Below are 12,819 nucleotides of genomic sequence, written 5' to 3'. Positions count from 1 at the left end.
TCGGCGCATGAACAGTATCGACCGTCGTTCCTTTCTCCGCTATTCCGCGCTGACCGGCGCCGCGCTCGGTGGGGCGGGTCTGCTCGCCGCGTGCGGCGGCGGTTCGGGCGGTTCTTCCAACGGTTCGACCGACGACGGTTCGAAATACGGCAAGGTCGCGGTGCAGTTGTCGTGGCTGAAGAACATCGAATTCGCGGGTGAGTATTTCGCCGATTCGAAGGGATATTTCAAGGATGCGGGATTCGGTGCGGTAGACCTCATCGCGGGTGGCGCGGCGAGTACCTCGGTGGAGGCCGGACTCGATACCGGGAAGGTGTGGATCGGGCTGTCCGCGCCGCAGACCACCGCGCCCGCGATCCTGGAAGGGCTGCCCGCGAAAATCGTGGGCGCGACCTATCAGAAGAATCCGTTCGCGATCGTCAGTGCGGCGGGGAAGCCGATCAAGTCACCGGCCGATATGAAGGGCCGCAAGATCGGCGTCCAGGACACCAACCAGCTGATCTTCAGCGCCCTGCTGGCGGCCAACGGGATCGCACCGGGCGAGGTGACCGTGGTGCCCGCGCAGTTCGACCCGACCCCGCTGGCCAACGGCGAGGTCGACGGCTGGGTCAGCTACGTGACCAACGAGCCGATCACCCTGGCCGCCAAGGGCTTCGCCAACGATCACTTCCTGTTCGCCGATTTCGGCCTGCCGCTGGTCGCCGAGACGCTGACGGTCACCCAGGACACGATCGACAACGAGCGCGACAAGCTCGAGGCGTTCCTGATCGCCGAGATCAAGGGCTGGAAGGACGCCGTCGCCGATCCGGCCGAGTCGGCCCGGCTGGCCGTCGAGGTCTACGGCAAGGACCAGAAGCTCGAGCTCGGCGAGCAGACCAAGGAGGCCATCGCGCAGAACGACCTGGTCGTCTCGGCCTCGACCAAGACCGACGGTCTGCTGTCGATGACCGACGCGCTGATCGAGCAGAACATCGCCGCGCTGCGCACCGCGAAGATCGACATCAAGGCCGAGCAGCTGTTCGACCTGTCGATCCTGCGCGAGATCTACGCCGCGAACCCCGGGTTGAAGTAGGCCTAGATCGCCAGGCCGACCGCCGCCGACCCGTAGTCGCGGCGGGCGGTCAGGCGCAGGCCCGCGCGCGAGGCGAGGAAGTCGGCGGTGACGAAGACAGCGGTCTCGGCCGGGGTGCGCGGGCCCGATTCGAGGCCGGCGGGCACATGCAGCCGGGCCAGGGTGGGCTCGTCGAAGCCGCCCGCGCGCAGGTCGTCGAGGCGACGGGCCTGGTCGGCGGGGGAGCCGAGCGCGGCCAGGTAGCCCAGCTCGGGTAGTCGTAGCGCGACGGTGAGCAGCGGGATCTCGAAGCGCGGCTCGTTGGCCAGCACCACGATGCCGGTGCTGCTGTCGATCTCGCCCGCGGCCGAGAGGGTGTTCAGGTAGCGGTGCGGCCAGTCCACGACGACCTCGGCGCCGGGGAACGAAGCCGGGTCGGCGAACTCGGGACGCGAATCGCAGATGCTGACCCGATAGCCGATCATCCGCGCCTGGGCGGCCAGGGTGGCGGCATAGGCGTTGGCGCCGAAGATGATCAGGCGCGGCGGCGGGCAGTAGGAGGCGACGAACAGATCCGACTCGGGCAGCGCGACGAGCTCGGTGGCGTGCTTGCGATCGGTGACCAGATGCTGGCCGATGACATCGGGATCCTGGTTCCACACCACGGTGAACACGGTGACCCGGCGATGGGCCTGGATATCGGCGGCGATAGCGGGGAATTCCGGGAAATCGCGGCAGGAGAACGGCTCGATGAAGATATCGACGAGTTCGCCGTCGTCGGATCCCGATTCCATTCCGGTGATCAGGCTGTAGCGACGGAGTTGCCGGATCCCGGTCTGCGCGGCTTCCAGTGCCGCCGCGTAGACCGTCTCCTCCAGTCGCCCGGAAGCAATGGATCCGAAGACTCCGCCATTGGGGGTGACGAGCATTCCCGACCCGATCGGCAGCGCGTTCGTGCCGATGGTACGGACCACGGTGGCGAGGCCGCCGGTACGGCCCGAATGCCACACTCGCAGAAGGTCATCGACGATATCGCGCATATCTCAAAACTCCGATCACCGTGCGCCGACTACCGGGAAATCGCGATCGTTCCCAGTCGCCAAGTCGTCGCACGTGACGCACACCATATCCTGACTGGCGCCCAAATAGGAACCAGCTCCCACATCGCCTACGGCTACCGCCGAAATGGCGTCCCAGTGCTTGTTCTCGATCACAGCGGGGTGGCCAGGTGTGTCGGAGAACACAGCGCGGGCCAGCCCGCTCTCGCTCGCGCGGGCCGCGGCGAGCACTCGGGCGACCACATCGGCCCCGACATCGGGGGTATCGACGGGCAGGAAGGCCACATATCGGGTGTCCGCTTCGGCGGCCGCGCGCAAGCCCGCGCGAACCGTCGCGGCGAGGCCGGTGGCCCAGTCCGCGACCCACCGCCACTCGGTGCCGGGCGGCAGCTCGAGGGCGGCCGGATCGGGGCCGGTGGCGCCGAGCGCGACGATCACCGGAGCGCAGCCGCCGTCGCGCAGGGCGGTGATCGCCGCGCGCAGCCAGGCGCCGTTCTCGGCGAGTGCCTTGGGTTTGCCGTAACGGGTACCCGCGCCCGCCGCGAGGACGACGCCCGTGCACGCCGACGGCACGGGCGGGTCGATCGGGGGCATGTCGGTGAAGGTAGTTGCGCAATGTTGCCGCCCGATTACGCCAGGGGAGCGCTAGGGCGACGACACGCCGACGTGACCGACCGCACATCGGTGGCCCGCGGCCGGGGATGGGGAGATGCTGGATCGATGACGAGCGAAGCGATCGGCCTCGCGGGATTCAACGAGCTCCCCGCCGGGGCCGCCGAAGCGGCATTGCTTGCCTGTTGCTCCGCCCCGGGCTGGGCGCGGGCGGTCGCCGCCGCGCGGCCCTACGCCAGTACGGACGCCCTGCTCGCGGCGGCCGACGCGGCCTCGGCCGCGCTCGACGACGCCGAGATCGATGCGGCGCTGGCCGGTCACCCGCGGATCGGGGATCGCCCGACCTCGGCGGCCTCGGCACGCGAGCAGTCCGGCGTCGCCGGTGCCGATATCAAGGCCGCGCTGGCCGCGGGCAACCGCGACTACGAGGCCAAGTTCGGCCATATCTATCTGGTCTGCGCGGCGGGACGCGGTGGCGAGGAGTTGCTCGCCGTGCTGCGGGCGCGGCTGGACAACGATCCGTCGACCGAGAGGCAGGTCATGCGCACCGAACTGGGGAAGATCAACCGGCTTCGCCTCGCCCGACTGGTGGCGTCGTCGTGACCGGGCTGAGCACGCACGTGCTCGACGCCGTGCGCGGGGTGCCCGCGGTGGGTGTCGCCGTGTGGCTGACGCGCGGCGACCAGCGTCTCACCGAGGCGCTGACCGATGCCGACGGCCGGGTGAAAGAGCTTGCCGCCGGGTTGAATCCGGGTGACTATCGCCTGTTCTTCGATACCGGTAGCTATTTCGCGGCGCAGGGAGTCGAGACCTTCTATCCCGAGGTCTGCGTCGCGTTCACGGTGGGTGAGCAGCCGCATCTGCATGTGCCGCTGCTGTTGTCGCCGTTCGCCTATTCCACCTACCGAGGGAGCTGAGCAAGCAGATGGCATTGAGTGGTCCGATCGAGCTGACCGACAACCGCTACGGCAAGGCCGAGAACCGGGTCGTGCGCTTCTACAAGCAGAACGCGCGCCACGAGATCCGCGATGTGAACGTCTCGACCACGCTCCGTGGCGATTTCACGGCGGCCTATACCGAGGGTGACCAGCGTCACGTCCTACCCACCGACACCCAGAAGAACATGGCCTTCGTCTACGCGAAGAAGCCGGGGCTCGACACCGTCGAGGCGTACGCGATCGCACTGGCGAAGCACTTCGTCGACCGTGTGGAGCCGGTGTCGAGCGCGCGCATCGATGTGGAGTCCTATGGCTGGCAGCGGGTTTCGATCGACGGCACCGAACACGAGCACACCTGGGTGCGGCAGGGGCCGGAGGTGCGCACCGCCGCGGTGACCGTCGCGGGCACCGGCGCGGACCAGCGCACCTGGGTGATCGGCGGGATCAAGGACCTGGTGGTCCTCAAGTCCACCGGCTCGGAATTCGCCGGCTTCCTCACCGACGAGTACACGACGCTGGCGCCCACCCACGATCGGGTGCTGGCGACCTCGCTGATCGTGCAGTGGCGCTTCGCCGAGACCAGCGGATTCGACTGGGACGAGGTGTACGACGGCATCAGGGCCACCCTGCTCGAGCTGTTCGCGACGACCTACTCCAAGGCGCTCCAGCAGACCCTGCACGCGATGGGCACCGCCGCGCTCGAACGCTTCCCGGTGCTCGCCGAGATCCGATTGTCGGCGCCGAACAAGCACCACTTCGACTATGACCTCGCCCGATTCGGGGTCGAGAACTCCGGCGAGGTCTTCTGGGCCGCCGACCGCCCCTACGGCTCCATCCACGCGACCTTGCAGCGCGCGGACGCACCCGAGGCGGGGATCGCATGGCAGCCGTGACCGCGCCCGACCTGCTGATCGCCGGGTGCGCGGTGGTGACCGTCGACGCGGCCGGCACCGAATACCGCGACGGCTGGGTCACGGTGCGGGGCAACCGGATCGACGCCGTCGGCGCGGGCAGGCCGCCGGAATTCGGGCCGGCGGTGGCGCGGATCGACGGGCGCGGCTGCGTGCTCACGCCGGGGCTGGTCAACACTCACCATCACCTGTACCAGTGGATCACCCGTGGGCTGGCCGCCGACAACACCCTGTTCGAGTGGCTGACCACGCTGTATCCGGTGTGGGCACGGATCGACGAGAAGTCGGTGCGGGTGGCGGCGACCGGCGCGCTGGTCTCGCTGGCGCGCAGCGGCTGCACCACGTCCTCGGACCATCACTATGTCTTCCCGCGCGGTGGCGGCGATCTGCTGGCCGCCGAGATCGGCGCGGCTTCGGCGGTCGGGCTGCGGTTCCATCCGGCGCGCGGGTCGATGGATCTGGGGCAGAGCAAGGGCGGGCTGCCGCCCGACGATGTGGTCGAGTCGATCGACGACATCCTCGCCGCGAGCAGCGCGGCGATCGAGCAGTGGCACGACCCGTCCTTCGACGCGATGGTGCGGGTCGCGCTCGCGCCGTGCTCGCCGTTCTCGGTGACCGCCGACCTGATGCGGGAGTCCGCCACGCTGGCCAGGTCGGCGGGGGTGCGGCTGCACACCCATCTCGCCGAGACCATCGACGAGCAGGACTTCTGCCGGTCGACCTTCGGCTGTACCCCGGCGCAGTACATGGAACAGCTGGGCTGGCTCGGTGACGATATCTGGTTCGCCCACGCCGTGCACCTCGACGACCCGGCGATCGCCGCGATGGCGCGCACCGGGACCGGCGTCGCGCACTGCCCGACCTCCAACGGCAGGCTCGGCGCCGGCATCGCGCGGACGGCGGATCTGGTGGCCGCCGGCGTTCCGGTCGGTCTGGGCGTCGACGGTGCGGCCAGCAACGAGTCCAGCTCGATGATCGAGGAACCGCGCAACGCGTTGCTGTACGCGCGGGCCGTCGGCGGGCCACGGGCGATGACCGTGCGCGCCGCGCTGGAACTGGCGACCATGGGCGGGGCGCGGGTGCTGGGCCGGGCCGCCGAGATCGGGTCGATCGAGCCGGGCAAGCTGGCCGATCTGGCGCTGTGGCGGCTGGACACCCCCGCGCACGCGGGGATCGAGGATCCGGTCGTCGCGCTGGTCCTCGGGTCGGCGCCGCCACTGGCCGCGCTGCTCGTCGACGGGCGCGAAGTGGTGCGCGACGGGGTCGTCACGACCGTGGACGAGGCGGCGGCCGGTGCCGACGTCGCCAAGGCCCAGGCCACCCTGCTGGCCGGGGCGTGAGCGCGTCCAGTGTGCGCTGAGCTGCCCTTTCGGCGCACACTGGAGGGCGTACACCGGGTTAACCGCCGCGCAATCTGCGGCGGTCGTCGCGCAACATCGTGGCAACTCCCGGCCCCTACTGTGGCCGGTGAGGTAAGCGAGGTGAACGTGGATCTGGACACTGTTCGAGAGGTGGTTCTCGCCCGTGATCGCGCCGACCTGGCACAGGTCGGCGCCGGAAGCGCGGTCCTGGCGGGCGGCACGTTCCTGTTCTCCGAACCGCACGATCAGCTCGACCGGCTCGTCGATATCACCACCCTCGGCTGGACGCCGATGCTCGAGCGCTGCGACGGGCTCGAGATCGCCGCGACCTGCACACTGGCCGAATTCGCCGGGGCGCATCCCGGCCGGGAGCTGGGGTCGGCGGTCCTGCGGCCCGAGTGGCCGGGGACGGCGCTGTTCGCGCGGTCCTGCCGGGCGCTGCTCGCCTCACACAAGATCTGGCGCACCGCGACCGTCGGCGGGAACGTCTGCCTCTCGCTGCCCGCCGGCGCGGTTCTCGGCGCGCTGGTGGCGCTGGACGCGACCGCCGTCATCTGGCCGCGCGGCGGTGGCGAACGGCTGATTCCGTTGCGCGACTTCGTCACCGGTCCGGGCGAGAACATCCTGGCCACCGGTGCCGTCGTCCGTTCGTTCCTGGTGCCGACCGCGAGCCTGCTGGCGCGCACCAGCTTTCGCAAGATCGCGCTGGCGCCGCTCGGGCGTTCCGGTGCGGTGGTGATGGGCAGGCGCGAGCCCGACGGGCGATGCGCGATCACCGTGACCGCGTCGACCGTGCGGCCCGTGGTGCTCGACTTCGACACGGTGCCCGCCGAATTCGATCTCGCGGTCGCGCTGGCCGAGCTGGAACCGGAGATGTGGTTCGACGATCCGCACGGTGCGCCGGACTGGCGCGCGCACGTCACCGGACTGCTGGCCGCCGAGGTGGCCGCCGAACTCAGGGGGACGTCGTGACCTCAGGACCGTGCGTCGTAGGCCGCGCGAGCCACCAGCACCTGATCCATGTGCTGCTCGGCCCAGCTCTTGACGGTCCGCAGGACCGGCTGCAGTTCCTCGCCGAGTGGGGTCAGCCGGTACTCCACCCGGACCGGCACCTCGGGCAGCACGGTGCGGGCGAGCAGGCCGTCGCGTTCGAGATTGCGCAGGGTCTGGGTGAGCATCTTCTGGCTCACCCCGGCCAGTCGCTGGTTGATCTCGCTGTAGCGCAGCGGGCCCTCGGCCAGCGCGTTGATCGCCAGGCTGACCCATTTGTCGCCGATCCGGTCCAGCAGCTGCCGGGCCGGGCACGCGGCCACGTAGGCGTTGTAGGCCGCGCTCGCCTCGGCGCGGCGTTCGGCGGCGGTGCGTGTGGTCATCGCTCTCCCTCGCGTGCGGTACGCACTTCGCGGTGCGTACTTCCCGATAGAGAGTAGCTCTCTCTAGGTTCGGTGAGTGCCTACGGAAGAGAGAGAAATCATCATGCGCGCAGTGGTCGTCCACAGCTTCGGCGGACCGGAAGCACTCGAACTCGTCGACGTTCCCGTTCCCGTGCCCGGGCCGGGACAGGTCCGGATCCGGGTGTCGGCGGCGGCGGTGAATCCCGTCGACGCGGTGACCAGGGCGGGCGTCTTGGTCGAGGCCGGGTTGATGGCGCCGCGCGCGGTCACCGGGATCGGCTGGGACGTGGCGGGGGAGATCGACGAGGTCGGCGCCGGGGTGACCGGGTTCGTCGCCGGTCAGCCGGTGATCGGGCTGCGGGATCTGCTCGACCGGTCGCTGGGCAGCTATGCCGACTATCTGGTGCTCGACGCGTCGGCGGTGGCGCCCGCGCCCGCCGGACGGTCCGCGATCGAGGCGGCCACCCTGCCGTTGAACGGGCTCACCGCGGTCCAGGCACTGGATCTGCTCGACCTCGCCGAGGGCGACACCCTGCTGGTGACCGGCGCGGCCGGCGCGGTCGGCGGGTTCGCGGTCGAGATCGCCGCGCGGTGGCGGGGGGTGCGGGTGATCGCGCAGGTGGGCGACGCCGACGCCGATCAGGCGCGGGAACTGGGTGCCGAGTGGGTGGTGTCGCGCGAGGTCACCGATCTGGCCGAAGCCGTGCGCGCGCTGGTGCCCGGCGGGGTCGACGCCGTACTCGACACCGCGGGCCTGAGCACCAGGGCGCTGGCCGCCGTGCGCAACCGTGGCTCCTTCGTCACCGTTGTCGCCGGCGCCGACCCGATCCCATTGCGCGGCATCCGCGTTCACCACGCCTGGATCAGCGCCGACGGAGCCGCCCTGGCCACCCTCGCCGCCTACGACCTCACCCTGCGCGTGGCCGACACGCTGCCGCTGGAGCACGCGGCGCGCGCCCACACCCGGCTCGCCGAGGGTGGCCTGCGCGGCCGGCTCGTGCTGACCACGGCACCAGGAGGTGGTTCATGAGACTGGACATCGACGGACGCGCGGTCGAGGTGACCGCGCGTCCCGGGCAATGCCTGCGCACCGTGCTGCGCGAACAGGGCGAACTCGCGGTGAAGAAGGGCTGCGACTCCGGCGATTGCGGCGCCTGCTCGGTCCTGCTCGATGGCGCACCGGTCCACTCCTGCCTGATCCCCGCCCACCGCGCCGACGGGCACAGCGTCACCACCGCCGCCGGGTTGGCCGACGCCGATGGCCCGAACCCGGTGCAGCGCGGCTTCGTCGAGCACGCGGGATTCCAATGTGGTTTCTGCACTGCGGGAATGGTGGTCACGGCGACCGGTCTGGCCGCCGGTCGGGCGGACTCCACCGCCCCGGCCGCCGTCGTCGCGCAGGCTGACCGGTCCGCGGTCACCGATGCCGAGCGAGCCGAGCTGCTCAAGGGGAACCTGTGCCGCTGCACGGGTTATCGCGCCATCGCCGACGCCCTCTCGGCATCCTGTGCAGCACTGTGCACAACTACGTCCACGTCCGCACCCGGCGCGGGCGATCATGTCGGCGAATCCCGGAACACGGCGGCCCACCACTACGTCGAGGCGGCCGCCGATGATCGCGAGGATCGACCGGGCGGTGCCGTGGCAGTAGCGGGGTCGTCGTCCAGTGCCGGCGTCGAGGAGGTGCGGTCGGCCGATCGCAGGGCGGGATCGCCGGCCGACAAGGCGGATGATTCGCAGGTCGACGCCCGGACCGGCGTCGACCAAGTGGTCGGCTCGGGTGAGGGCCGGGTGGTCGGCTCGGACGAGCCGCTGATCGCGAGGGGCCCGGCCGTGGATTCCTATGTCGCCGGGCAGTCGGGGGCGGGGGAGGACGAGGTCACCATTGTGTCGGCGGTGGCGGGGCCCGAGGCGGGCGGTGCCGCGGTGGGGGCGGTCGAGGCCCGGGTCGATGCGGCGATGCGGCGCAAGCACGGTCCCGGCCAGATGGGAGACGGAGTGCGGGCGCCGGCGAGCACGCGGATCGTGCGCGGCGCGGAACCGTTCACCCTCGATCTGGTGCCCGGGGCGGGCGAGCGGATGCCGCCTGTCGCGCCGTGGCATCTGGCCGTGCTCGCCAGTCCGCATCCGCACGCGCGCATCGTGTCCATCGATACCGCTGCGGCGGAGGCGGTTCCGGGGGTTCGGGTCGTGCTGACCCACGCGGACTCGCCCACTACGGCGTTCTCGACGGCGCGGCACGAACTGCGGGAGGACGATCCCGACGACACCGTCGTCCTCGATCACACGGTGCGGTTCGTGGGCCAGCGGGTGGCCGCGGTGGTGGGAGAGACGCTGGACGCGGCGCGGGCCGGGGTGCGGGCGCTGCGGGTCGAATACGAGCTGCTGCCCGCTGTTTTCGAGCCAGCGGAAGCGCTGGCCGAGGACGCGCCGAAGCTGCACGGCGACAAGCCGGAGTCGGCCCGGATCGCCGACCGCGAGCGCAATCTCGTGGCCGAGATCCACGGCGGAGTCGGCGATTTCGCGGCGGGAATCGAGATCGCCGCGAAAGTGGTGCGCGGGGAGTGGCATTCGCCTCGGGTGCAGCACGTTCATCTGGAGACGCACGGTGGGGTCGGCTGGCTGGACGAGACCGGCAGGCTGGTCGTCCGGTCGAGCACCCAGGTGCCGTTCCTGGTGCGCGACGAGCTGTGCCATGTGTTCGGGCTCGAGCGCGACCGGGTGCGGGTGTTCGCGGCCAGGGTCGGCGGTGGGTTCGGGGCCAAGCAGGAGATGCTCGCCGAGGATCTGATCGCGCTGGCGGTGCTGCGGACCGGGTATCCCGTGCAGTACGAGTTCACCCGGACCGACGAATTCACCTCGGCCACCTGCCGTCACCCGATGCGGGTCGCGGTCACCGCCGCCGCCGACGCGGCGGGCCTGCTGACCGCGCTCTCGGTCGACGTGCGCACCGACGCGGGCGCCTACGGCAATCACAGCGCGGGCGTGATGTTCCACTCCGTCGGCGAATCGGTGGCGGTGTACCGCTGCCCGAACAAGCGGGTCGACGCACAAGCGGTGTACACCAACAACATTCCCTCCGGCGCGTTCCGCGGCTACGGACTCGGCCAGGTGATCTTCGGCGTCGAATCGGCCATCGACGAACTCGCCCGCGAACTCGGTATCGACCCGTTCGAATTCCGCCGCCGCAATGTCGTCGTGCCCGGCGACCGGTTCACCGGCGCCGAAGTCGACGAGGGCGACCTCACTTTCGGCAGCTACGGGCTCGATCAATGCCTCGACACCGCCCAGCGGGCCTTGCGCCGGGGCAACGGCGGCACCGCGCCCGCACCGGACTGGCGGATCGGCGAGGGGATGGCCGTGGCGATGATCGCCACCGTGCCACCGCGCGGTCACCACGCCGACGCCACCGCGCGCCTGCTCGCCGACGGGACCTACGAGATCGGTGTCGGCACCGCCGAATTCGGCAACGGCACCACCACGGTGCACGCGCAGCTGGCCGCGACCGCACTGGCCACCACGGCCGACCGGATCCGGATCCGGCAGTCCGACACCGATGTCGTCGGGCACGACACCGGCGCGTTCGGTTCCACCGGGACCATGGTCGCGGGCAAGGCCGCCTACGCGGCGGCACTGGAACTGCACGCGATGCTGCTGGCCAGGGCCGCGAAGGTCAGCGGGCATCCGGAACGCGACTGCGTGCTCGGGGCCGACGGCGTGCTGTGCGGTGCCGAGCTCATGACCGCCGAGCTGCTGCTCACCGATGGAGAGCTGGTCGCGCACGGCACGCACGCGGGGACCCCGCGCTCGGTGAGTTTCAATGTGCACGCTTTCCGGGTGGCGGTCCGGCCGAGCACCGGGGAGGTGCGCGTCCTGCAATCGATCCAGGTGGCCGACGCGGGCACGGTGGTCAATCCGGTGCAGTTGCGCGGTCAGGTGGAGGGCGGGGTGGCGCAGGCGCTGGGCACCGCGCTCTACGAGGACATGCGCACCGAGCAGGGCGTGGTGACCACCCGGACGCTGCGGCACTATCACCTCCCGCAGTTCGCCGATCTGCCCCGCACAGAGGTGTATTTCGCCGAAACCAGTGACGAGTTGGGCCCGCTGGGTGCCAAATCGATGAGTGAGTCCCCGTACAACCCGGTGGCGCCCGCCCTGGCGAACGCGATCCGCGACGCCGTCGGCGCCCGACCGGACCGATTACCGATGACCGCCGACCGGGTGTGGCGGCTCATCAAGGAAGGAGCCGCCGGGTGAACTCCCAGCTACCCGAGCATATTCGCGCCCGCATCGACGCCACCCTCGACGCCGTCGACGCCGGCCTGCGGACGCGCTACCCGGGCGCGGGTGACCGGATCCAGCCGGTGCACACCGCCTATGTGGGCGCCGACCGCGCCTGCGCCGACACCCCGGCCGACTGGGGCGCGGCCGCGCTGGAGCTGCTGCATCGGCACGCCGACTTCCTCGTCGGCCTCGATGTCACCGACGCGCTGTCGGCCGTGCGGCGCAGGCTGACCGAGCAGCCGGTGCAGGATCTGCGGATCGACTTCGAGGACGGCTACGGCTTCCGCGCCGACGACGAGGAGGACGCGGCCGCGACCGCGGCGGGCAAGGCGCTGGCGAGCTGGGCCGCAATGCCCGGCGCCCCCACCTCGTTCGGCGTCCGCACCAAGGGCCTGGCCGCCGCCGAGCGCAGGCGAGCGCTGCGGACCCTCGAACGCGTGCTCGACGCGGCGGGTGGGGTAGCGCCCGGCTTCGTGTTCACCGTCCCGAAGATCAGGGCGGCCGCGCAGGTCTCGGCGATCGTCGACCTGTGCGCGGGGATCGAGGCGGTGCACGGGCTGCCCGAGCAGACCCTGCGTTTCGAACTGCAGATCGAGAGCCCGCAGGCGATCATCGCCCCCGACGGCACCGCACCGATCGCCAAGATGATCGCTCTCGCCGACGGTCGATGCAGCGCACTGCATTTCGGCACCTACGACTACACCGCCGCCTGCGGCATCGCCGCCACCGATCAGGCCCTCGACCACCCGGCGGCCGACCACGCCAAGGCCGTGATGCAGGTCGCGGCCGCCCAGACCGGGGTATGGATCTGCGACGGCTCCACCCAGATCGTGCCGGACGCCGATCCCGAAGGCGCCTTCCGCAATCACCATCGCCTGGTCGAGCGGGCCCTGCGCCGCGGCTACTACCAGGGCTGGGATATGCATCCCGGGCACCTGATCACCCGCTGGCTGGCCACCTACGATTTCTTCCGCACCGCCACCGACGTGGCGGTTCCGCGCCTGCGGGCCTACCTGGACCGGCGCTCCGGCGGTGTGGTCGACGAGCCGGCCACCGCGGAAGCGCTCGCCACCACCGTGCTGCGCGGCCTGCGCTGCGGTGCCGTCACCGCCGACGAACTCGCGACGCGTGCGACCGAACTCACCGTCCCGGTGCTCGAGGCGCTGGCCGCGCGCACGTACACGCCGCCGGACGCGCGATGACACATCGG

At 70.9% G+C, this 12,819-nt stretch carries 12 protein-coding genes; 9 read left to right on the top strand and 3 right to left on the bottom strand.

The genetic code is table 11. The features are described 5' to 3' along the window. Nucleotides 1–7 precede the first annotated feature (7 nt). Nucleotides 8–1,072, top strand: coding sequence for an ABC transporter substrate-binding protein (locus NV348_RS12925; protein ID WP_447147145.1), 1,065 nt, complete (start codon nt 8–10; stop codon nt 1,070–1,072). A gap of 2 nt (nt 1,073–1,074) precedes the next feature. On the opposite strand, the gene NV348_RS12920 is transcribed toward NV348_RS12925, so the two are convergent. Both NV348_RS12920 and NV348_RS12915 read right to left on the bottom strand, forming a co-directional pair. Beyond that, nucleotides 1,075–2,091, bottom strand: coding sequence for an XdhC family protein (locus NV348_RS12920; RefSeq protein ID WP_447147144.1), 1,017 nt, complete (start codon nt 2,089–2,091; stop codon nt 1,075–1,077). Nucleotides 2,092–2,106: 15 nt separating this feature from the next. After that, nucleotides 2,107–2,703 (bottom strand): nucleotidyltransferase family protein, encoded by a 597-nt coding sequence (locus NV348_RS12915; RefSeq protein WP_447147143.1) that lies wholly within the window; start codon nt 2,701–2,703, stop codon nt 2,107–2,109. Between the two features lie 126 nt (nt 2,704–2,829). Between NV348_RS12915 and uraD the strand changes: the two genes are divergently transcribed. From uraD to NV348_RS12890, 5 genes are all read left to right on the top strand, one after another. Continuing rightward, nucleotides 2,830–3,324 (top strand): 2-oxo-4-hydroxy-4-carboxy-5-ureidoimidazoline decarboxylase, encoded by a 495-nt coding sequence (uraD, locus tag NV348_RS12910; protein WP_447147142.1) that lies wholly within the window; start codon nt 2,830–2,832, stop codon nt 3,322–3,324. Beyond that, the gene (gene uraH / locus NV348_RS12905) at nt 3,321–3,638 is read left to right on the top strand and encodes a hydroxyisourate hydrolase (protein ID WP_447147141.1); all 318 of its coding nucleotides are present in this window, start codon (nt 3,321–3,323) and stop codon (nt 3,636–3,638) included. The genes uraD and uraH overlap by 4 nt, the downstream gene beginning before the upstream one ends. 8 nt (nt 3,639–3,646) lie before the next feature. Further along, the gene (gene pucL, locus NV348_RS12900) at nt 3,647–4,552 is read left to right on the top strand and encodes a factor-independent urate hydroxylase (protein WP_447147140.1); all 906 of its coding nucleotides are present in this window, start codon (nt 3,647–3,649) and stop codon (nt 4,550–4,552) included. After that, nucleotides 4,540–5,910, top strand: a complete 1,371-nt coding sequence (locus NV348_RS12895) for an 8-oxoguanine deaminase (RefSeq protein WP_447147139.1) — start codon at nt 4,540–4,542, stop codon at nt 5,908–5,910. Before pucL ends, NV348_RS12895 begins: the two co-directional genes overlap by 13 nt. A 141-nt stretch (nt 5,911–6,051) precedes the next feature. After that, nucleotides 6,052–6,903: an FAD binding domain-containing protein gene (locus NV348_RS12890; RefSeq protein WP_447147138.1), complete on the top strand. Its 852-nt coding sequence runs from the start codon at nt 6,052–6,054 to the stop codon at nt 6,901–6,903. Between the two features lie 2 nt (nt 6,904–6,905). Here NV348_RS12890 and NV348_RS12885 read toward each other — a convergent pair whose 3' ends face one another. Continuing rightward, nucleotides 6,906–7,304 (bottom strand): winged helix-turn-helix transcriptional regulator, encoded by a 399-nt coding sequence (locus tag NV348_RS12885; protein WP_447147137.1) that lies wholly within the window; start codon nt 7,302–7,304, stop codon nt 6,906–6,908. A gap of 103 nt (nt 7,305–7,407) precedes the next feature. On the opposite strand from NV348_RS12885, the gene NV348_RS12880 reads away from it, so the two are divergent. From NV348_RS12880 to NV348_RS12870, 3 genes are read left to right on the top strand one after another with little or no spacing between them, the layout of a single operon-like run. Then, nucleotides 7,408–8,355: an NADP-dependent oxidoreductase gene (locus tag NV348_RS12880; protein WP_447147136.1), complete on the top strand. Its 948-nt coding sequence runs from the start codon at nt 7,408–7,410 to the stop codon at nt 8,353–8,355. Continuing rightward, nucleotides 8,352–11,582: a molybdopterin-dependent oxidoreductase gene (locus NV348_RS12875; protein ID WP_447147135.1), complete on the top strand. Its 3,231-nt coding sequence runs from the start codon at nt 8,352–8,354 to the stop codon at nt 11,580–11,582. Before NV348_RS12880 ends, NV348_RS12875 begins: the two co-directional genes overlap by 4 nt. Continuing rightward, nucleotides 11,579–12,811 carry a DUF6986 family protein gene (locus tag NV348_RS12870; protein WP_447147134.1) on the top strand — a complete coding sequence of 411 codons (1,233 nt, stop codon included), beginning with the start codon at nt 11,579–11,581 and terminating at the stop codon, nt 12,809–12,811. The genes NV348_RS12875 and NV348_RS12870 overlap by 4 nt, the downstream gene beginning before the upstream one ends. Nucleotides 12,812–12,819 lie beyond the last annotated feature (8 nt).

The sequence above is a fragment of the Nocardia fodinahabitans genome (assembly GCF_052983615.1).
This window is presented reverse-complemented; position numbering and strand designations above follow the sequence as displayed.

Coding starts and splice junctions, on each gene's coding strand:
- pucL (WP_447147140.1), top strand. CDS start 3,647: ATGGCATTGAGTGGTCCGATCGAGCTGACCGACAACCGCTACGGCAAG.
- NV348_RS12875 (WP_447147135.1), top strand. CDS start 8,352: ATGAGACTGGACATCGACGGACGCGCGGTCGAGGTGACCGCGCGTCCC.
- NV348_RS12925 (WP_447147145.1), top strand. CDS start 8: ATGAACAGTATCGACCGTCGTTCCTTTCTCCGCTATTCCGCGCTGACC.
- NV348_RS12915 (WP_447147143.1), bottom strand. CDS start 2,703: ATGCCCCCGATCGACCCGCCCGTGCCGTCGGCGTGCACGGGCGTCGTC.
- NV348_RS12880 (WP_447147136.1), top strand. CDS start 7,408: ATGCGCGCAGTGGTCGTCCACAGCTTCGGCGGACCGGAAGCACTCGAA.
- uraD (WP_447147142.1), top strand. CDS start 2,830: ATGACGAGCGAAGCGATCGGCCTCGCGGGATTCAACGAGCTCCCCGCC.
- NV348_RS12885 (WP_447147137.1), bottom strand. CDS start 7,304: ATGACCACACGCACCGCCGCCGAACGCCGCGCCGAGGCGAGCGCGGCC.
- NV348_RS12920 (WP_447147144.1), bottom strand. CDS start 2,091: ATGCGCGATATCGTCGATGACCTTCTGCGAGTGTGGCATTCGGGCCGT.
- NV348_RS12895 (WP_447147139.1), top strand. CDS start 4,540: ATGGCAGCCGTGACCGCGCCCGACCTGCTGATCGCCGGGTGCGCGGTG.